The organism is Streptomyces sp. NBC_01433 (assembly GCF_026340105.1).
In the GTDB taxonomy this organism is placed as follows: domain Bacteria; phylum Actinomycetota; class Actinomycetes; order Streptomycetales; family Streptomycetaceae; genus Streptomyces.
In genome coordinates this window covers 15189-29077 of sequence record NZ_JAPEPM010000002.1, presented here as the reverse complement: position 1 = coordinate 29077, position 13889 = coordinate 15189, and the positions used below count along the sequence as shown (strand labels likewise).

At 68.5% G+C, this 13889-nt stretch carries 16 protein-coding genes and 2 pseudogenes; 9 read left to right on the top strand and 9 right to left on the bottom strand.

Features of this window, described 5'->3' with window-relative positions; all coding sequences use genetic code 11:
* Positions 1 to 134: 134 nt before the first annotated feature.
* Positions 135 to 1568, bottom strand: coding sequence for an aldehyde dehydrogenase (locus OG413_RS27810; RefSeq protein WP_266810520.1), 1434 nt, complete (start codon positions 1566 to 1568; stop codon positions 135 to 137).
* Between the two features lie 142 nt (positions 1569 to 1710).
* Here OG413_RS27810 and OG413_RS27805 point away from each other — a divergent pair, with 142 nt between their 5' ends.
* The gene (locus OG413_RS27805; RefSeq protein ID WP_266810519.1) at positions 1711 to 2397 is read left to right on the top strand and encodes a TetR/AcrR family transcriptional regulator; all 687 of its coding nucleotides are present in this window, start codon (positions 1711 to 1713) and stop codon (positions 2395 to 2397) included.
* A 454-nt stretch (positions 2398 to 2851) separates the two neighbouring features.
* On the opposite strand, the gene OG413_RS27800 is transcribed toward OG413_RS27805, so the two are convergent.
* Positions 2852 to 3625 carry an SDR family oxidoreductase gene (locus OG413_RS27800; protein WP_266810518.1) on the bottom strand — a complete coding sequence of 258 codons (774 nt, stop codon included), beginning with the start codon at positions 3623 to 3625 and terminating at the stop codon, positions 2852 to 2854.
* 159 nt (positions 3626 to 3784) lie between these two features.
* Here OG413_RS27800 and OG413_RS27795 point away from each other — a divergent pair, with 159 nt between their 5' ends.
* Entirely contained in the window at positions 3785 to 4138 is a 354-nt protein-coding gene (locus OG413_RS27795; RefSeq protein WP_266810517.1) for a hypothetical protein, read from the top strand.
* 287 nt (positions 4139 to 4425) lie between these two features.
* Here OG413_RS27795 and OG413_RS27790 read toward each other — a convergent pair whose 3' ends face one another.
* Complete coding sequence (locus OG413_RS27790; RefSeq protein WP_266810516.1) at positions 4426 to 4692, bottom strand: hypothetical protein; 267 nt, start codon at positions 4690 to 4692, stop codon at positions 4426 to 4428.
* Between the two features lie 49 nt (positions 4693 to 4741).
* Positions 4742 to 5218 (bottom strand): nuclear transport factor 2 family protein, encoded by a 477-nt coding sequence (locus OG413_RS27785; protein ID WP_266810515.1) that lies wholly within the window; start codon positions 5216 to 5218, stop codon positions 4742 to 4744.
* Positions 5219 to 5383: 165 nt separating this feature from the next.
* Between OG413_RS27785 and OG413_RS27780 the strand changes: the two genes are divergently transcribed.
* Complete coding sequence (locus tag OG413_RS27780) at positions 5384 to 5911, top strand: Rrf2 family transcriptional regulator (RefSeq protein WP_266810514.1); 528 nt, start codon at positions 5384 to 5386, stop codon at positions 5909 to 5911.
* A gap of 178 nt (positions 5912 to 6089) precedes the next feature.
* Positions 6090 to 6695 (top strand): TetR/AcrR family transcriptional regulator, encoded by a 606-nt coding sequence (locus tag OG413_RS27775; RefSeq protein ID WP_266810513.1) that lies wholly within the window; start codon positions 6090 to 6092, stop codon positions 6693 to 6695.
* Positions 6696 to 6931: 236 nt separating this feature from the next.
* Here OG413_RS27775 and OG413_RS27770 read toward each other — a convergent pair whose 3' ends face one another.
* The 3 genes from OG413_RS27770 to OG413_RS27760 all read right to left on the bottom strand — a co-directional run bounded on the left by OG413_RS27770 (position 6932) and on the right by OG413_RS27760 (position 9546).
* Entirely contained in the window at positions 6932 to 7891 is a 960-nt protein-coding gene (locus OG413_RS27770; protein WP_266810512.1) for a quinone oxidoreductase, read from the bottom strand.
* A 1060-nt stretch (positions 7892 to 8951) separates the two neighbouring features.
* The gene (locus tag OG413_RS27765; RefSeq protein WP_266813125.1) at positions 8952 to 9077 is read right to left on the bottom strand and encodes an SDR family oxidoreductase; all 126 of its coding nucleotides are present in this window, start codon (positions 9075 to 9077) and stop codon (positions 8952 to 8954) included.
* The gene (locus tag OG413_RS27760) at positions 9058 to 9546 is read right to left on the bottom strand and encodes a MarR family winged helix-turn-helix transcriptional regulator (protein WP_266810511.1); all 489 of its coding nucleotides are present in this window, start codon (positions 9544 to 9546) and stop codon (positions 9058 to 9060) included. Before OG413_RS27760 ends, OG413_RS27765 begins: the two co-directional genes overlap by 20 nt.
* A 56-nt stretch (positions 9547 to 9602) precedes the next feature.
* Here OG413_RS27760 and OG413_RS27755 point away from each other — a divergent pair, with 56 nt between their 5' ends.
* The 4 genes and pseudogenes from OG413_RS27755 to OG413_RS27740 form a co-directional block, all read left to right on the top strand.
* Entirely contained in the window at positions 9603 to 10106 is a 504-nt protein-coding gene (locus tag OG413_RS27755; protein WP_266810510.1) for a DUF6790 family protein, read from the top strand.
* Positions 10107 to 10329: 223 nt separating this feature from the next.
* Positions 10330 to 10614: a hypothetical protein gene (locus OG413_RS27750; protein ID WP_266810509.1), complete on the top strand. Its 285-nt coding sequence runs from the start codon at positions 10330 to 10332 to the stop codon at positions 10612 to 10614.
* An 84-nt stretch (positions 10615 to 10698) separates the two neighbouring features.
* Positions 10699 to 10971 (top strand): hypothetical protein, encoded by a 273-nt coding sequence (locus tag OG413_RS27745; protein WP_266810508.1) that lies wholly within the window; start codon positions 10699 to 10701, stop codon positions 10969 to 10971.
* Positions 10972 to 11243: 272 nt separating this feature from the next.
* Positions 11244 to 11654 (top strand): annotated as a pseudogene (locus OG413_RS27740) (DNA cytosine methyltransferase); the annotation flags it as partial.
* On the opposite strand, the gene OG413_RS27735 reads toward OG413_RS27740, so the two are convergent.
* Together OG413_RS27735 and OG413_RS27730 are read right to left on the bottom strand one after the other, a co-directional pair.
* Positions 11644 to 12093 (bottom strand): hypothetical protein, encoded by a 450-nt coding sequence (locus OG413_RS27735; RefSeq protein WP_266810507.1) that lies wholly within the window; start codon positions 12091 to 12093, stop codon positions 11644 to 11646. The pseudogene OG413_RS27740 and the gene OG413_RS27735 sit on opposite strands and share 11 nt — an antisense overlap.
* A gap of 237 nt (positions 12094 to 12330) precedes the next feature.
* A pseudogene (locus tag OG413_RS27730) lies at positions 12331 to 12479 on the bottom strand (IS5/IS1182 family transposase); the annotation flags it as partial.
* A 517-nt stretch (positions 12480 to 12996) separates the two neighbouring features.
* Here OG413_RS27730 and OG413_RS27725 point away from each other — a divergent pair.
* Positions 12997 to 13737 (top strand): SDR family NAD(P)-dependent oxidoreductase, encoded by a 741-nt coding sequence (locus OG413_RS27725; RefSeq protein WP_266810506.1) that lies wholly within the window; start codon positions 12997 to 12999, stop codon positions 13735 to 13737.
* The last annotated feature ends 152 nt before the right edge of the window (positions 13738 to 13889 follow it).

Here is a 13889-nt window from a genome sequence, read left to right as displayed (position 1 = left end):
CGGGTGGGCCCGCCCGCGGCTCTCCTTCGGGAGCGGGCGGGCCCAGCACGAATGTGTCCCGGATGGCGCAGGCCGCTGTGGATGATGTGGCCGGCGCCGCACGGCTCCCGGACGCCGCGGCCCCGGCGTGTGTCTCAGGTGCTGATCGTCTTGTACTCGAGGTACTGGGCGAGGCCTGCGGCACCGAATTCGCGGCCGATCCCGCTGGCCTTGTAGCCGCCGAAGGGGCCGTCGAAGCCGGAGGCTCCGTTGACGGAGAAGGCGCCTGTACGGATGCGGCGGGCGATGGCCATGCCGTGTTCGGTGTCGGAGGTCCACACGCCGCCGCTGAGCCCGAAATCGGAGTCGTTGGCGATACACACCGCATCGTCCTCGTCGTCGTAGGGGATGACGGCCAGTACGGGTCCGAAGATCTCCTCGCGTGCGATGCGCATGCTGTTGTCCACATCGGCGAACAGCGTGGGCCGCACGTAGTAGCCGCCCTCCAGGCCCTCGGGAACATCGGGGCCGCCCGTCACGAGGCGGGCCCCCTCCTTGATGCCGAGTTCGATGTAGGACCGTACCCGCTGCTGCTGGTCGGCCCGCACCATGGGACCGATGTAGGTCGCCAGGTCCGCCGGGTCTCCGACGGTGAGCCCCTCCATCATGGCTTTCAGCCCCGCAACGACCTCCTCGTAGCGGCTGCGTGGGGCCAGGATGCGGGTGTGGGCGATGCAGGCCTCCGCGTTGTTGGCCAGGGCGGTCGACTTGAGGCCCTCGACCGCTGCGGCGAGGTCCGCGTCCTGCAGGATGATCGCGGCGGACTTGCCGCCCAGCTCCAGGCTGACGCGCTTGAGCTGCTCACCGGCGACGGACGCGATGCGGCGGCCGACAGCAGTCGAGCCGGTGAAGGCGACCTTGTCGATATCTGCGTGGGAGACCAGGTACTCACTGGTCTCCCGGCCGGCGGGCAGGATGCTCAGAACACCCTCCGGCAGGCCCGCCTCGGTGAAAATCTCGCCCAGGACAAGTGCGTCCAGCGCGGTCTCGGGCGAGGCCTTGAGGATGACGGTGCAGCCCGCCAGGAGAGCCGGCACGATCTTCGCGAGAGCCGACTGGTGGGGGGCGTTCCAGGGGATGACCGCGGCGACCACGCCCACCGGCTCGCGACGCACCGTAGTACGGCCCGGAGCCGGGGAACGCAGCTGCTCCTCCCAGGCGAGGGACTCGGCCGCCCGCAGATAGGCGGCCGTCTGCTGGGAGATCCCGACGGTATGGAGCCAGCGCGTGAACCACAGCGGGGATCCGTTCTCCGACGTGACCAGGGCGGCCAGCTCAGCTCCCCGCGCGACGTGCAGTTCGTCGAAACGCTCGATCATGGCCCGGCGCTCGGCCGGGTCCATGAGGGGCCACGGCCCGTGGTCGAAGGCTTCCCGCGCCGCCGCCACCGCACGGTCGACGTCCGCGGGGGAGGCCTGCGGGGCTGCGCCCACCAGCCGCTGATCATGCGGGGAGCGGATCTCGAAGACATCGCGCCCCGCAGGCGCGGTCCAGCGTCCGCCGATGAAGAGCTTCTCGTACGAGGTCATCAGGGGCCCCTTCCATTAAGAGCCTGACGGTAAGAGCCCGGTGGGCTCTTACCGTCAACCATAACGGACCGGTGGTCCGTTACCAAGAGGCCAGTGGTCCGATACGCTTGGGAGGGGCAGCCGGAACAGGAGACGAAGCGCCATGAGCGACAGTGTGGACACAGCCTTCCAGCGCGCCAGACGCCCGGAGCAGCGCGAACACAGGCGGCAGGCGATCCTGGACGCCGCCACGGCACTGCTCGCCGAGATGCCCGCCGCCGAGATCAGCCTGCGTGAACTCGGCCGCCGGGTCGGACTCTCCAAATCCAACGTGATTCGCTACTTCGAGACCCGCGAGGCGGTCTTCCTCGAACTCCTCGATCGCTTCACCCAGGAGTGGCTCGACGCGCTCGATCAGGAACTGTCGGCCCCCCCGGTACGCGGCACCCCGCCCTCCGCCACCGACCAGGTCGCCACCACATGGGCACGCTCCCTGGCGCAGCGCCCGTTTCTGTGCGAGTTGTGGAGCATTCTGTCCGCGGTCCTGGAACGCAATGTCTCCGTCGATGCGATCCGGGCCTTCAAGCTGAAGGAAGTGCAGCACCGCACCAGGCTCGCCCGGATGATCAATGCGCGGATCCCGGAACTGGACAGCGAAAACGCCATGCGGCTGGCCACGACATCCATCATCTTCACCATGGGGCTGTGGCCCATCGCCAATCCTTCCCCAGCCGTCACCGAGGCAACCCGCGATCCCCGGCTGGCGGACTCGTGTATCGATTTCACCCAGACACTCCGAAGCGCCCTGAACACCACTATCACCGGGCTCCTGCACCGCCCCGGCAGCTGACGGCCGTGCCGGTCATATCGCGGACCATGCGACAAGGGAGCGGCCGAGCCGGGCGAAGTGGCCGGTCCTGATACGGCCAGGGGTGCGGGGAGGAAAGACGTCGTCGCTTGAGCTCGGCGATGGCGTGTTCCCCTTGACCCACCCGGCAGGCCACCTGGTGAGTCGCGTGCGCGGTCAGCAGGGCCGGGTTTGCCGTGGTCCGGAACGGGGACGTCGTCGGCGCACGAACTTGCGGCGGTGCTGCACGGACTCGGTCCTCACGCGTCGCGGCTCGCGCACGGTGCGCCGTGTGCATTCCCGGGCGCCGGCGCAGGGCAAGTCCCCGCACCAGGTGCGGGAACGGTACCCATCCCCGTGAGCAGTTGCACCCTGCTCAACAGCAGCCCACCGTGGAAGGGCCGAGGGAGTCCCGGGATACAGCACGGTCTCCGTCATGACCCAACAACGGCTCGGTTCATCGCCTGGGCCGTTGTAGCCGGGTGAGGTCGTTCTTGACTCTGTCGGGCTCGGCGTCGAGGGGCATATTGCTGGCGTCATCGACCCCGTCGAGAGCTCCTGGAACGTCCGGCTGGGCTTCGTCGAACAGGGTGGTGAAGTCGTCGGTCGCGATGCCGGGGCCGGAGTAGACCTCGAAGGTCTTGCCGATCGCTCCGTCGTCGACCAGCGCCGCCACCAACAGCGCACCGAGAGCGGTGCGGCTGATGTTGTCCTCGCCTCGGTCGCCCTGTTCGATACGCAGGTGGTCGCCGCCCTGTCCCTTGTCGAGCCATCCCGGGCGCACGATCGTGTACGGAGCGCCGCTGAGCCGGACGACGCGCTCCGACCTGCGCTTCCAATCCACGGCGTGGCCTCCTTCGTTGAAGCGGTGGCCACGCCGGGTGACGAAGATCGCCGTCATGAGGACGATCCGGGGACGGCGGCCTGCGAGCGCGTCCAGAATATTGACGACCCCGCCGTAGTCGACGCGCTCAACAGAATCAGGGCGGGAGTCGGCGTCGGAACCGTGGACGAAGACCACCGCATCGATGTCACTGACGGCCGCCGTGAGAGTGTCCGGCGCAGTGAGGTCGCCGACCACGATCTCAGCGTCGGGCAGCAGCCCCCGGGCACGGGTCGCGTCACGCACCAGGGCGACGGGTGTGAGGCCATGGGCTGTCAGTTCCGCGACGACATGCCGGCCGGTGCGGCCGGTGGCGCCGATCACGAGTACTCGGTCAATGGCAGGCACGCGGTTCCACTCCTCTTGTAGTGCGGAGACCTCTCACCGCAAGCGGATACGGAAGCTTGTGGTGGTGGAGCACGGCGGAGCTCAGCGGTATCGCCCCAACCGGGCTGCCCGGGACAGAGGCTTACCGGATTTTCTCCTGATCACACCACAAACCCCCATATGGGCCACTCTCGTCCCGCCGAAGCGGCTCAACGATCCATCCCCGCCGAGCGTCCCCGGCTCGTCGAGATCCGCGACAATCTCGTCGGCCGCATCGGCGAAGCCAAGCGCGTGGACTGGCTCGGGGAAGTCGAAGGCCTCGAAGCCAGCCTGGCCGGCGCCCGGGACAAGCTCGTTCAGATGGACGCCGCTGCCCTACGCACGTCTGCCGCGGTCGACCTCGGCATGCCCGCCTTCACCAAGATCGCCGGGTGTGTCAGCGCGACCTGTATGCGCGCTGGGTGCAGCGGGCGAAGATGCCGGGGCACTCCGCCCAGCAGTACCCGTACCCGATTGGCGTGCTCACCGCCGTGACTTCTTCCACGCGCGGCCGAGGCGTATGAACGTCGCGCAGTTCGCCCCCGTACGGCAGGTGGCGCACGCGAGGGTGTGCCCGAGATACGCGCGCTCCGGCGGCGGAAAGGCGGTCCTCTGCTGCGTCAACGCGATCATGGGGCTACCCTCCGTCCCGAGCACGCCAGGGCGTCCACACAATCGCGGGGGAACCAGGAGTACGCGGCACCGGTAGCCGGGACCACGCGCTGCTTGCCGAGGTCAACACTCAGGTCAGCGCCGAGCGGCGGACGATCCCACACGCAATGTCAACCGTGCTGCCGCTGTTCGGTCAGATCGTTGACCGCCGGGAGCAGTGTGGCCTCGACCACCTCGGGAGGCACCGCTGATGGCACTACAGGCGTCCTCACGGTCAGCTCCTCGGCGCGGTACCAATTGGTCCACTCGGCATCGTCCCGCCAGAGCGACAATTCGAGGACTTCGACAGGCCGGCGGTGGGTGACGGGCAGGGTCCCGGTCGCCTGGCTGCGGGATGGCGGCCGGCCGGTGAACGCCGAACGGTCGCGGTTCGGCAACTCACCTGCGCAGCCCGCTGTGTGGGCGTCGGGGCGGGCCGCAGGGTGATCAGAAGACGTAGGGGATGTCGTGTACGACGTCCTGGTGACGGATGCGCCAGGCGCCGTCGGTTCGGCGGAAGGCGAAGCGGTAGTACCCGGACTCGATGGGCTTGATGGTGCCCTGGGCGCCGAAGGTGCCGGCGGGCCAGCCGCCCTCGGGCTTCCTGGTTCCGACGACATCGAAGGTGATGAACTGGGTATCGATGCTCGCCTTGTCGCCATCGACGGAGACCAGATGGTCGTAGGTGGTGTGGTGGCTCCAGCCCAGGGGCGGGTGTGGCGCCATGGCCGTGGACATGGACGCTGCGATCTGCGCCCCTCCGGAGAGGGTTCCCAGCAACTCCGTCCCATCGGGCCCGCGGTGGTAGTGGACCTCGACGACTGCGTCGGCCTCGTAGAGCTTTGCCAGCGCGTCGCCGTCGCGCCGGTCCGCAGCCCGGGTGTATCGGGAAACGATCTCTCTGAGCTCGTTCTCGGTGCTCATGACTTTCTCCGGTTCTCGGTGGAGTGCCCGTCGGTGTCCGGGCTTGTGCGGCGGACGGGCGCCCGGTCGCTGGTGCTCCGCCGACGGGCACCTCGGGCACTCGCAATCTGCATGCGTGAAAAGTACATATCCTTCGACGGAAGTGCAACTGTAGGAGTTGCTAATATGAAGACGTCGGGAGCCACCCGGACGGCGGAAGAATGGGGTACGAGCATGCTGGACGTGAGGTTCTCCAGCGCGCTGAAGGTCATGCTCCTGCTGGGCCACGCCGAGGAAGAGGGCAGCCCCGTCCTCAGCTCGACCCAGCTCGCCAGGAGTTTGAACACGAACCCGAGCCTGGTGCGCAAACTGATGGTCCCGCTGGTGCATGACGCTCTCGTCACGTCCATCAAGGGCCGCAGCGGGGGTGTCCGCCTCGGCAGGTCCGCGGACCGGATCACGCTGGGAGAGATCTACCGCTCATCCATCGGAGACAAGCCGCTCTGGGCCCCCCGGCCGGAGGGGCCCCGGGAATGCCTGGTCACCAACCACTCCGCTGAGTACTTCGTCAGGCTCACCGACGAGACCGAGGCGGCCGTCCTCGGCGCATTGGAAGGCCGCACCCTCGCCGACAGCCTCGACGAGTTGCGCGCCATCGACCGGGCCGGCGCTACTCCCGCTTCGCAACGGCCGTTCCCCGCGCCCCGTCATTAGCTGGACCGGCGTGTCCCGTCAGGGGCACCTTCGATGTCGCCGAAGTGATGACCTTCGGTCACCCGGCGGAGGTCTTTACGTGGGTACTTGAAGAGGTCGGGGATGCTCTTCGCTCTTCAGTAAGTGAGTCGCCCCGCCGCTATAGTGGACTGACTGGTCCAGTTTGCGAGGTAGGTCGATGGATTCCGTGCTGACGCCGAAGGGGCAGGCCACCCGGGCGCGCATCATCGAGGGCGCCGCCCAGGTGCTGCGCGAGCGCGGTGTTGCCCTCGCGACGTTGGATGACGTACGAGCGCGGACGGGCACGAGCAAGAGCCAGTTGTTTCACTATTTTCCCGACGGCAAAGACCAACTGCTGCTGGCGGTGGCGCAGTACGAGGCGGACCGGGTCCTGGACGACCAGCAGCCCTATCTGGGCTGCCTGGATTCCTGGGAGACCTGGTGCCGGTGGCGGGACGCGGTCATCGAGCGCTACGAGGCGCAAGGCGACCAGTGCCCACTGGGGGCGCTGTTCCTGCAGGTCGGCCGGTCGAATCCCGGAGCCAGGGCGATAGTGGTCGAACTGATGCGCCAGTGGCAGCAGTACCTTGCCGCAGGGATCCGCGCGCTGCAGGATCGGGGTCTGGTCGGAGCCGGCCTCGATGTGGAGAAGGCCGCAGCCTCGCTGTTGGCGGGTATTCAGGGCGGCGTGTCAATCATGTTGTCCACGGGCCAGTCCACACATCTACGGGCCGCGCTCGACGTCGGGATCATGCGGCTCGGGTCCGGCCCGACGGGCGTCTGACGGCAACCGGCAGGCCGACGCCTCCCTTGAGTGCGGTCACGGGGGAATGCCACCTCGAAGTTCGCGTTCCCGTCGGGGCAGCGACGTCCCAGTACCGCTCGCCCTCCAGCAGCGGCGGGATCGGTACCTGCCCGGGTGGATGGGTGGATACCGAACAGGCTGTTGGCGTACTTGTGGCCGAGGTCGAGGCGGTCAAGGGTTTTCCCGGTGCTCCCCTCCGTCCCCTTCGGTCGCCGTCACGGCAGGAGCAGAAGCTTTCCGGTCGTGCCGCGCGATTCGATGTCGGCGTGCGCTCCGGCCGCGTCCATCAGCGGGTAGTGCGCTCCGATGCGTGCGGTGACCCGCCCGGTTCGGATCAGATCGAAGATCTCGCCGGTGTGCCTGACGAGCGCGTCACGGGTGCGCACGTGGTCGCCCACCGTCGGATAGAACATCAAGATGCTGTTGGGCATGTCCCTCGGATTGAGCAGCATGTCGCCCATCAGGACGCCGTAGTACGCGTGGACGCCGTGCGTGCGCAGCGCCAAGTGGGACGAGCGCAGCGTCGCCGGCCCCCCGCCGTCGTACACGACGTGCGCGCCCTCCCCGCCGGTCAGTTCCCTCACCTGCTGCTCAAAGCCGCCCCCGGTGGATACCAGGACATGGTCGGCCCCGGCCTCTTGTGCGACGGCGGCTTTTTCCTGGGAGACCAGGCCGATCACCGTGGCCCCGCGTGCCTTGATCATCTGGGTGAGCATCAGGCCGACGCCGCCCGCGGCCGCGTGCACGACGGCCACATCGCCGGGCTTGACTGCGTAGGTTGCCTTGGTGAGGTGACTGGCGGTCAGCCCCTGCATCATCACCGCTGCGGCCGTCTCGTCGTCCACGTCGTCCGGGACCTTGATCAGGGAGGCCGCCGGGATCGCGAGCTGTTCGGCGTAGCTGCCCTTGCGGTAGTACCACGTCACGCGGTCGCCCACGGTCAGGTCGCGCACTCCGTGGCCCAACGCCGTTACCCGGCCCATGCTTTCGACTCCCAGGACGGTGGGAAGCGACCAGGTGGGAAGCGGCCGGGTTCGTGCGCCTACGTCCATGAAGTTCACCCCGGCGGCGCACAGCCGGACGAGTGCCTGGCCGGGACCGGGTTCCGGGTCGGGGAACTCGGTCCCGGCCATGACCTCCGGGCCGCCGTACCCGCGTACGAATATCGCGTGCATGGGAACTCTCCTATCGCCTCACACTCCGCCGCGATCAGGTTGCGCGCGGGTCTGATGTGCTGAACGTTAGGTCGACAAAATGGACTAGCAAGTCCGGAAATGAGGGGTGGAGACATCGGGGCCGATAGCAGGTTCCGGCTACTCCAGTCCGCGCGTACCTGGCCGGCGCGTCGCACGCCTCACACGGTAGGGCGGCTGGTCGGCCTCGCTGTCGAAAGAGGCCCAACTTGTCCTGGAAGCACTGGATATGGGCCTGTTGCAGCGTGATCGCGAGGGCCACCCACCGGCGCCGGGCCACCTGCCTCATCACTCCGACGCGGGTTCTCAATACGCGTCGTTCCGCCTGGCCGAACGCCTGGACGCGGCCTAGCCGGTGCCGGGCCTGTACTGCGCCAGGGGGCCGCCACACCCTTTCTCGAAGGCGCTCATCGGTGTTGTGGACGGCTTCGCCGGTGCTGTCCGGGAGCGGTATTTCTGATCAGCGGGTGGTGGCCACACCGGGGCCTATCGGTTTGGTGTGCTGGTTGGTCTTTTGGTTGGGTGCTTCGGCCGGGGCGCAAGTATGGGTGGCGGTCTTGGCGTGGGGCATGATCTGCGGTTTTGTCAGATAGCGGGCCGGATGATCAGGTGGTGTCACTTGTGGTGACGATGCCATCCGGTGCGCACCACCCGGATCGGCGCACGGCCGACGATGCACCGCACTCTCGCGCGTCACCCGATGTTCTGTATCGCACGCGATGCGCACCACCCGGATCGTGCGCACAGGCCGCCCGGCGCCCCCTTGCCCAGGTCCGGCCGGTGCGCACCGGCCGCCCGGCCGACCCCTTGGATTCCCAGAACCGGCCATGGGTCGACGTGATTGCACTTCGACCCACCGCTATGTCGTTCCGAAACTCACGCTGACCAGCAACAGTCCACCCCGCTGAGTGGAGCCATCAGCAATTGTCCTCGTGGAACCAGTGCCCGCCCGACGCTGCAGTTGGGCCGCCTGGCTGCCCTCGCAACGACCAGGACGGCAGCTGGCGGCCGACCGAAGTTGATGCCGGTTCGGACTGCGGCTCTATGCGGTGTAGCCACCATCGACGATGAATTCCGAGCCGGTCACGAACGATGCGCCTGCGCTTGCGAGGAAGGCGATGACCGCCTGGGCTTCGACTTCTCCTTGCTCATGTCGGCCCCGCTCGATCGGGTTCCGGTGTGCTGTCCGGTTGCCGAGCTGTGGCTGCGCGCCGCGGCTGTGCGGGTGTCAGCAGCGCGGCGAGCCGGTGGGTGTCGGCGAGGTAGCGGTCGTAGGGGAAGCCGACCTGGAGGAGGGCGGTGCGGAGTTCCTCCTCCAGAGGTTTGCCCTCGGCCAGAAAGGTGTCCTGGCCCATCGGGGTGAGGGTGACCAGGCGTCGGCGCCGGTGGGCGGGGTCGACGGTGATCGTCACGTACCCCTGTGCCTCCAGTGGGCGCAGGGCGCGGCTGATGGCGGGGTCGGACACGGCCAGGGCCTCGGCGAGCCGGTGCTGGGTGGCGGGCTGGATCTCCTCAAGGGTGCCCAGCAGCCGCAGTTGGCTGTGGGAGAGGCGCCGGTCCGGGCCGGCGCGGCGCCGGGCCGCCTCGCCCATCAGCATGTCCACGCGGTACAGGAGCTCTGCCAGTCCTTCGTCCATGTCTCCACTCTATCGGACTATTGCGTCGTTAATATTAACCATGCAACACTCGGGTCATGGGCAACCTCCCGTACGCTGTTCAGACCACGTTTCCGCTCCTCTTCATGCTGGTGCCCGCTCTCGGGGCGGTGCTGAGCTGCCGCCGCCGCGGCCCGGGCCGGCCGGCGGCGGAGATCTGGCAGCGCTGGTGGGCCGTCGGGGCGCTCGGCGTCGGAAGCCTGTGGATCACGGTCTCGTTCCTGGCGGTCCCGAAGGTCATGGCCGACACCATCGGCTTCGCCCACTCGCCGTTCCAGTTCGAGATCGCCTTCGCCAACCTCGGCCTCGCCGTGCTGGGCTTCCGCGCCGCGTCCGCGTCGCCCCGTGAGCGCCTCACGAGCGGGCTGGCGGCCGCCGCGTTCCTCTGGGGAGCCGCGATCGGCCATGTCTACCAGTGGTTCGCCAACGGAGACCACGCCGCCGGAAACACGGGCGGCATCCTGGCCAACGACATCCTCATTCCGGCCGTCATGATCGCCCTGGCCGCCCGGGACATCCGCTCGACCAGGAGCGGCAGGTGACTGCTCTCGGCGGCAGGAACGAGCGCCGGCCGAGCGCCTCGCTTTGCAGTCAGCCTCCGGATGACGCCCGCGCCGGTGCGGAGGCGACTGAACGTACTCACTGAACGTGACGTGGCTGACTTCAGTCTCGGATACGTGACACCTCAGCATGCGGGCTTACCAGTCCCGAGGCCAGTGCCTAGCGGTTCTCCGGATGGTGCAGTTAAGGGTGAGGGTGAGACGCGTGGACACGGTCGAGGCCGCGGTCGTCGGGTTCACCGGACCGCGGGCCCGGCCCCGGCGCCGGCGCCTGGCCCTGGTCCCTGCCGGGGGAGCGGAGGTGCGACTGTCGGCCCGCCTCGTCGCGGGGCTGGCCGGACGGATCGGCCGGGAGCTCGCCGCGGCGGGCGAGGCCGGTGGGGAAGTGATCGAGGGGGAGACGTACACCGGCCTGGACACCGGCCTCGTGGTCGAGGTCCTCGCAGGGCCGGGCCGCCACGGCATTCTCACGGTCACGCGCATCCGCTGACGGACGCCGGCTGCGTGAACGGTAGCTGCTGGTCAGCGGGCGATGTTCCTGCGGCTATGATCAGCTGATCAGTCAGGGGGAGACGTGAGTTGGCTGCCGTGGGCAATCAGCAGCATGGGTGCGGTGTTCCTCGTCCTGGCTGCGGTCGGATACTGCACTAGGCCGGATGGCCCTGCCGACGTCGTCCGTATCCACCGCGTCTACCGCGTGCTGCTGCCGCTCGTGATGGGCTGGGTCTCCTTCGTGGGCTGGTTTCCCCAGGCCCTCGATGCCCCGTGGCTCGTGGCGGACATCTGCCGGCTGATCGCCCTGGCGCCAGCGATCATCTTCGTCGCTGCGCGACGCCGCACACGCTGACCGCCCAACTGCTCGTCCCCCGGGGATAGCGGGCTAGTGATCTGAGTCAGAGATTCGTCGTTGGTACACCTCGGCAACCGCAAGAGCTTTGGCGCGGCCCTGGGCTGACAAGACGGCGCTCGCCCGGTCCTCCAGTGTCCTGTGGCATCGAACTTTGATCGAATGCCATCGTAGATTGATTGGCATAGTCCCTGGTTATTGGGGCTTGTGTGCCATCTCCGCGCGCACGGCGGCGGGTCCCGCACAGCAGACACGCCTCACCGTCCAGGTTCGAAATGTTCGGCCTCGGCGTCATCCGCCACCGGCACTTCGAAACTGGCTGGCTCGGAGTCCCTCCCCCGAGCGGCTCCCGCACGTCAGGCACCGTGGCCTCGTGCGCGGCTGGCGCCACGGTGTCTACCGCGACGGCCCGTACATCGCCGCGTACGGCAAGGGCGGAGGCAAAGGCACCGTCGCCGAGATGCAGAGCGCCATGGACCACCTGGACCGGCGTCCACGAAGAGCTGACCGAGGCCATCCCGCCCGCCTTCACCGAGCACATCGGCCGCCAGTTCATCACCACTGGCAGGTGGGGCCGCCGCCAGGTCCCGGACTCGCAAGACCGGCTCGCCGCCCTGGCAGGCTCCGCGTCCGGTTCCGGCCGCGCAGCCTGCTCATCGTGTCGGACGTTCGTCAGCAGGTGACCGGAACGTCCAGGGTTACCGGGCTGGAGGGATGGCCGAGGGCGGATGAGGTGAACTCGGCGTGGACGGTCGAGCCGCAGGGGACGATGCCACCGACACCACGGACCCGGGTGGTCGCGGCTTGGAAACGGACCGGCTGCACCAGGTGGCCGAGGGAGGTGCCACCGACGGCGTTGCCGGTCAGGGTCGTGGTCAGGTTCTTGACCGGGAGCGTGGACCCCGGGCTGGGCGGGCCCGACAGGCCTATCTGGCCGTTCAACTGCACGCTGTTGCCGGTGACTTCGGCGCACACCTTGGTCGACAAGCCCACCCGGAGGGCGGACGGACCGCACGTCACGGTAGTGGCGGTGGTGGTGGGGGCGTGTACGGCTGTGGCCGGGGCCGCGCCGAATAAGGCCAGGCCCACGGCCGCGGTGGCGAGCAGAGCGATACGAGACATGAGGGTAGTTCTCTCTGTTCAGAGGCGTCGTTCACAGGCATCACTGATGCACTCAGGATGATGCAGTTGCAATGTGACATTGCACTGAACGTCAGTATGTGTGGAGGCGGCGTGAAGGGTCAAATCCCGTACCCTCAGGGGATCTTCGCGCCCTCATCCTCCCCTCGTCCCGCCGAGCTACGGGTACGGCTACACCGAGCACGCCGCTTCTGCGACGGGCATCCCGGAGATCGGGCCCACGCAGATGGGTGTTCCCGGGAAGGCCGTGCCGCCGTCGGCGACCGTCATGGTGCGGCCGACGGCGGGCTTCGCACCGGATTCCACCCACGCCGTGCAGTCGCTGTGGTTGTGGGCAGGGGCCGGCCGGCCGCGACGGCGAGCCGTGTCGAGTACGCGGAGTGGGCCCGCGCGAGGCGCTGTCGCGCTCACGCATTCGAATCACATGCGCGTAGGAGGCCGCGTCATACGGTAGAGCGAAGCTGATCGGGGCCGCGTTCCTGCGCGAGGCAGCCTCTCCGTCACGCGACTCCTTCGTCCAGAACGTCCGTATCCACTGGACGGTGATCTCCACGGCGTGCTCCCGCCGGATGGTCGAGGGGCTCAATCTATGCCCCCGCGAGATCACCGGACCTGTCCGGCCCTCAGCCTCGCATGAGACCCTTCAGCCGAACCTCCGACAGTGCTCCGCCGGGCCACACGGAGCTGGGGTGGCACTGCCGCGGTGGGGCTGCGGGCGCCCCGGACTACGGTTCCGGTGTGCGCAGGCCGAACGGCGAACGCTGCGGCAGTCGCGACGGGGAGTTCAAGAAAGGGCAGAAGAAACAGCGGAATCGACGCGGAGGCCTTCTGGATAGAGTGGCTGTCCGAGTCGATCATTCATATGCCCAGCTCGGAGGACCGGACATGGCGGAACGGGAAGAGCGGCAGCGGGTGACTGTGGTCACCGGCGGCAGCCGGGGCATCGGCGCCGCGATCTGTCTGCGGCTGGCGGCCGAGGGGCACGACGTCGCCGTCGGCTACCGGTCGGACGCCGAGGCGGCCGAGGGTGTGGCCGAAGGGGTGCGCGCGCTGGGCCGGGCGGCCGTCGCGGTCGCGGTCGACACCGCCGACGCGGCGGACGTGGACCGACTGTTCGATACCGCCGCCGCGCAGCTGGGCCCGGTCACCGGACTGGTGAACAACGCCGGGGTGAGCGGGCCGGTCGGACCGCTGGCCGGCGCCGACCCGGAGGGGATGCGGCAGGCTCTGGAGGTCAACATTCTGGGTTACCTGCTGTGCGCCCGCCGGGCCATCGGCGATATGACGGCGGGCGGGGCGATCGTGAACATCTCCTCCGCCGCCGCGACCCTCGGCAGCCCCGGCACCTACGTCCACTACGCGGCGGCGAAGGCCGCCGTGGACGCCATGACGGTCGGGCTGTCCAAGGAGGTGGCGGCCGACGGCATCCGGGTCAACGGCGTCGCCCCCGGCACGATCTGGACCGATTTCCACACCGACCCGCAGCGGCCCGCCAAGGTGGCGGCGATCATCCCCATGGGCCGCGCCGGACGGCCTGAGGAGATCGCCGGAGCGGTCGCCTGGCTGCTCTCGGACGATGCCTCCTACGCCACCGGCACGGTGATGAGGGTCGCCGGCGGGATGTGAGCACGGGCGGTTCCGCCGCCTCGGGGCAAGGCCGGCGCCATGGCGCCCGGCGGCGTCGAGACCGACTACAAGCAGCGGCACGCGGTCGAGTGCGGCATCAACCGACTCAAGTGCCACCGCGCGGTCGCCACCAGATACGAGTGTTCTGTGCA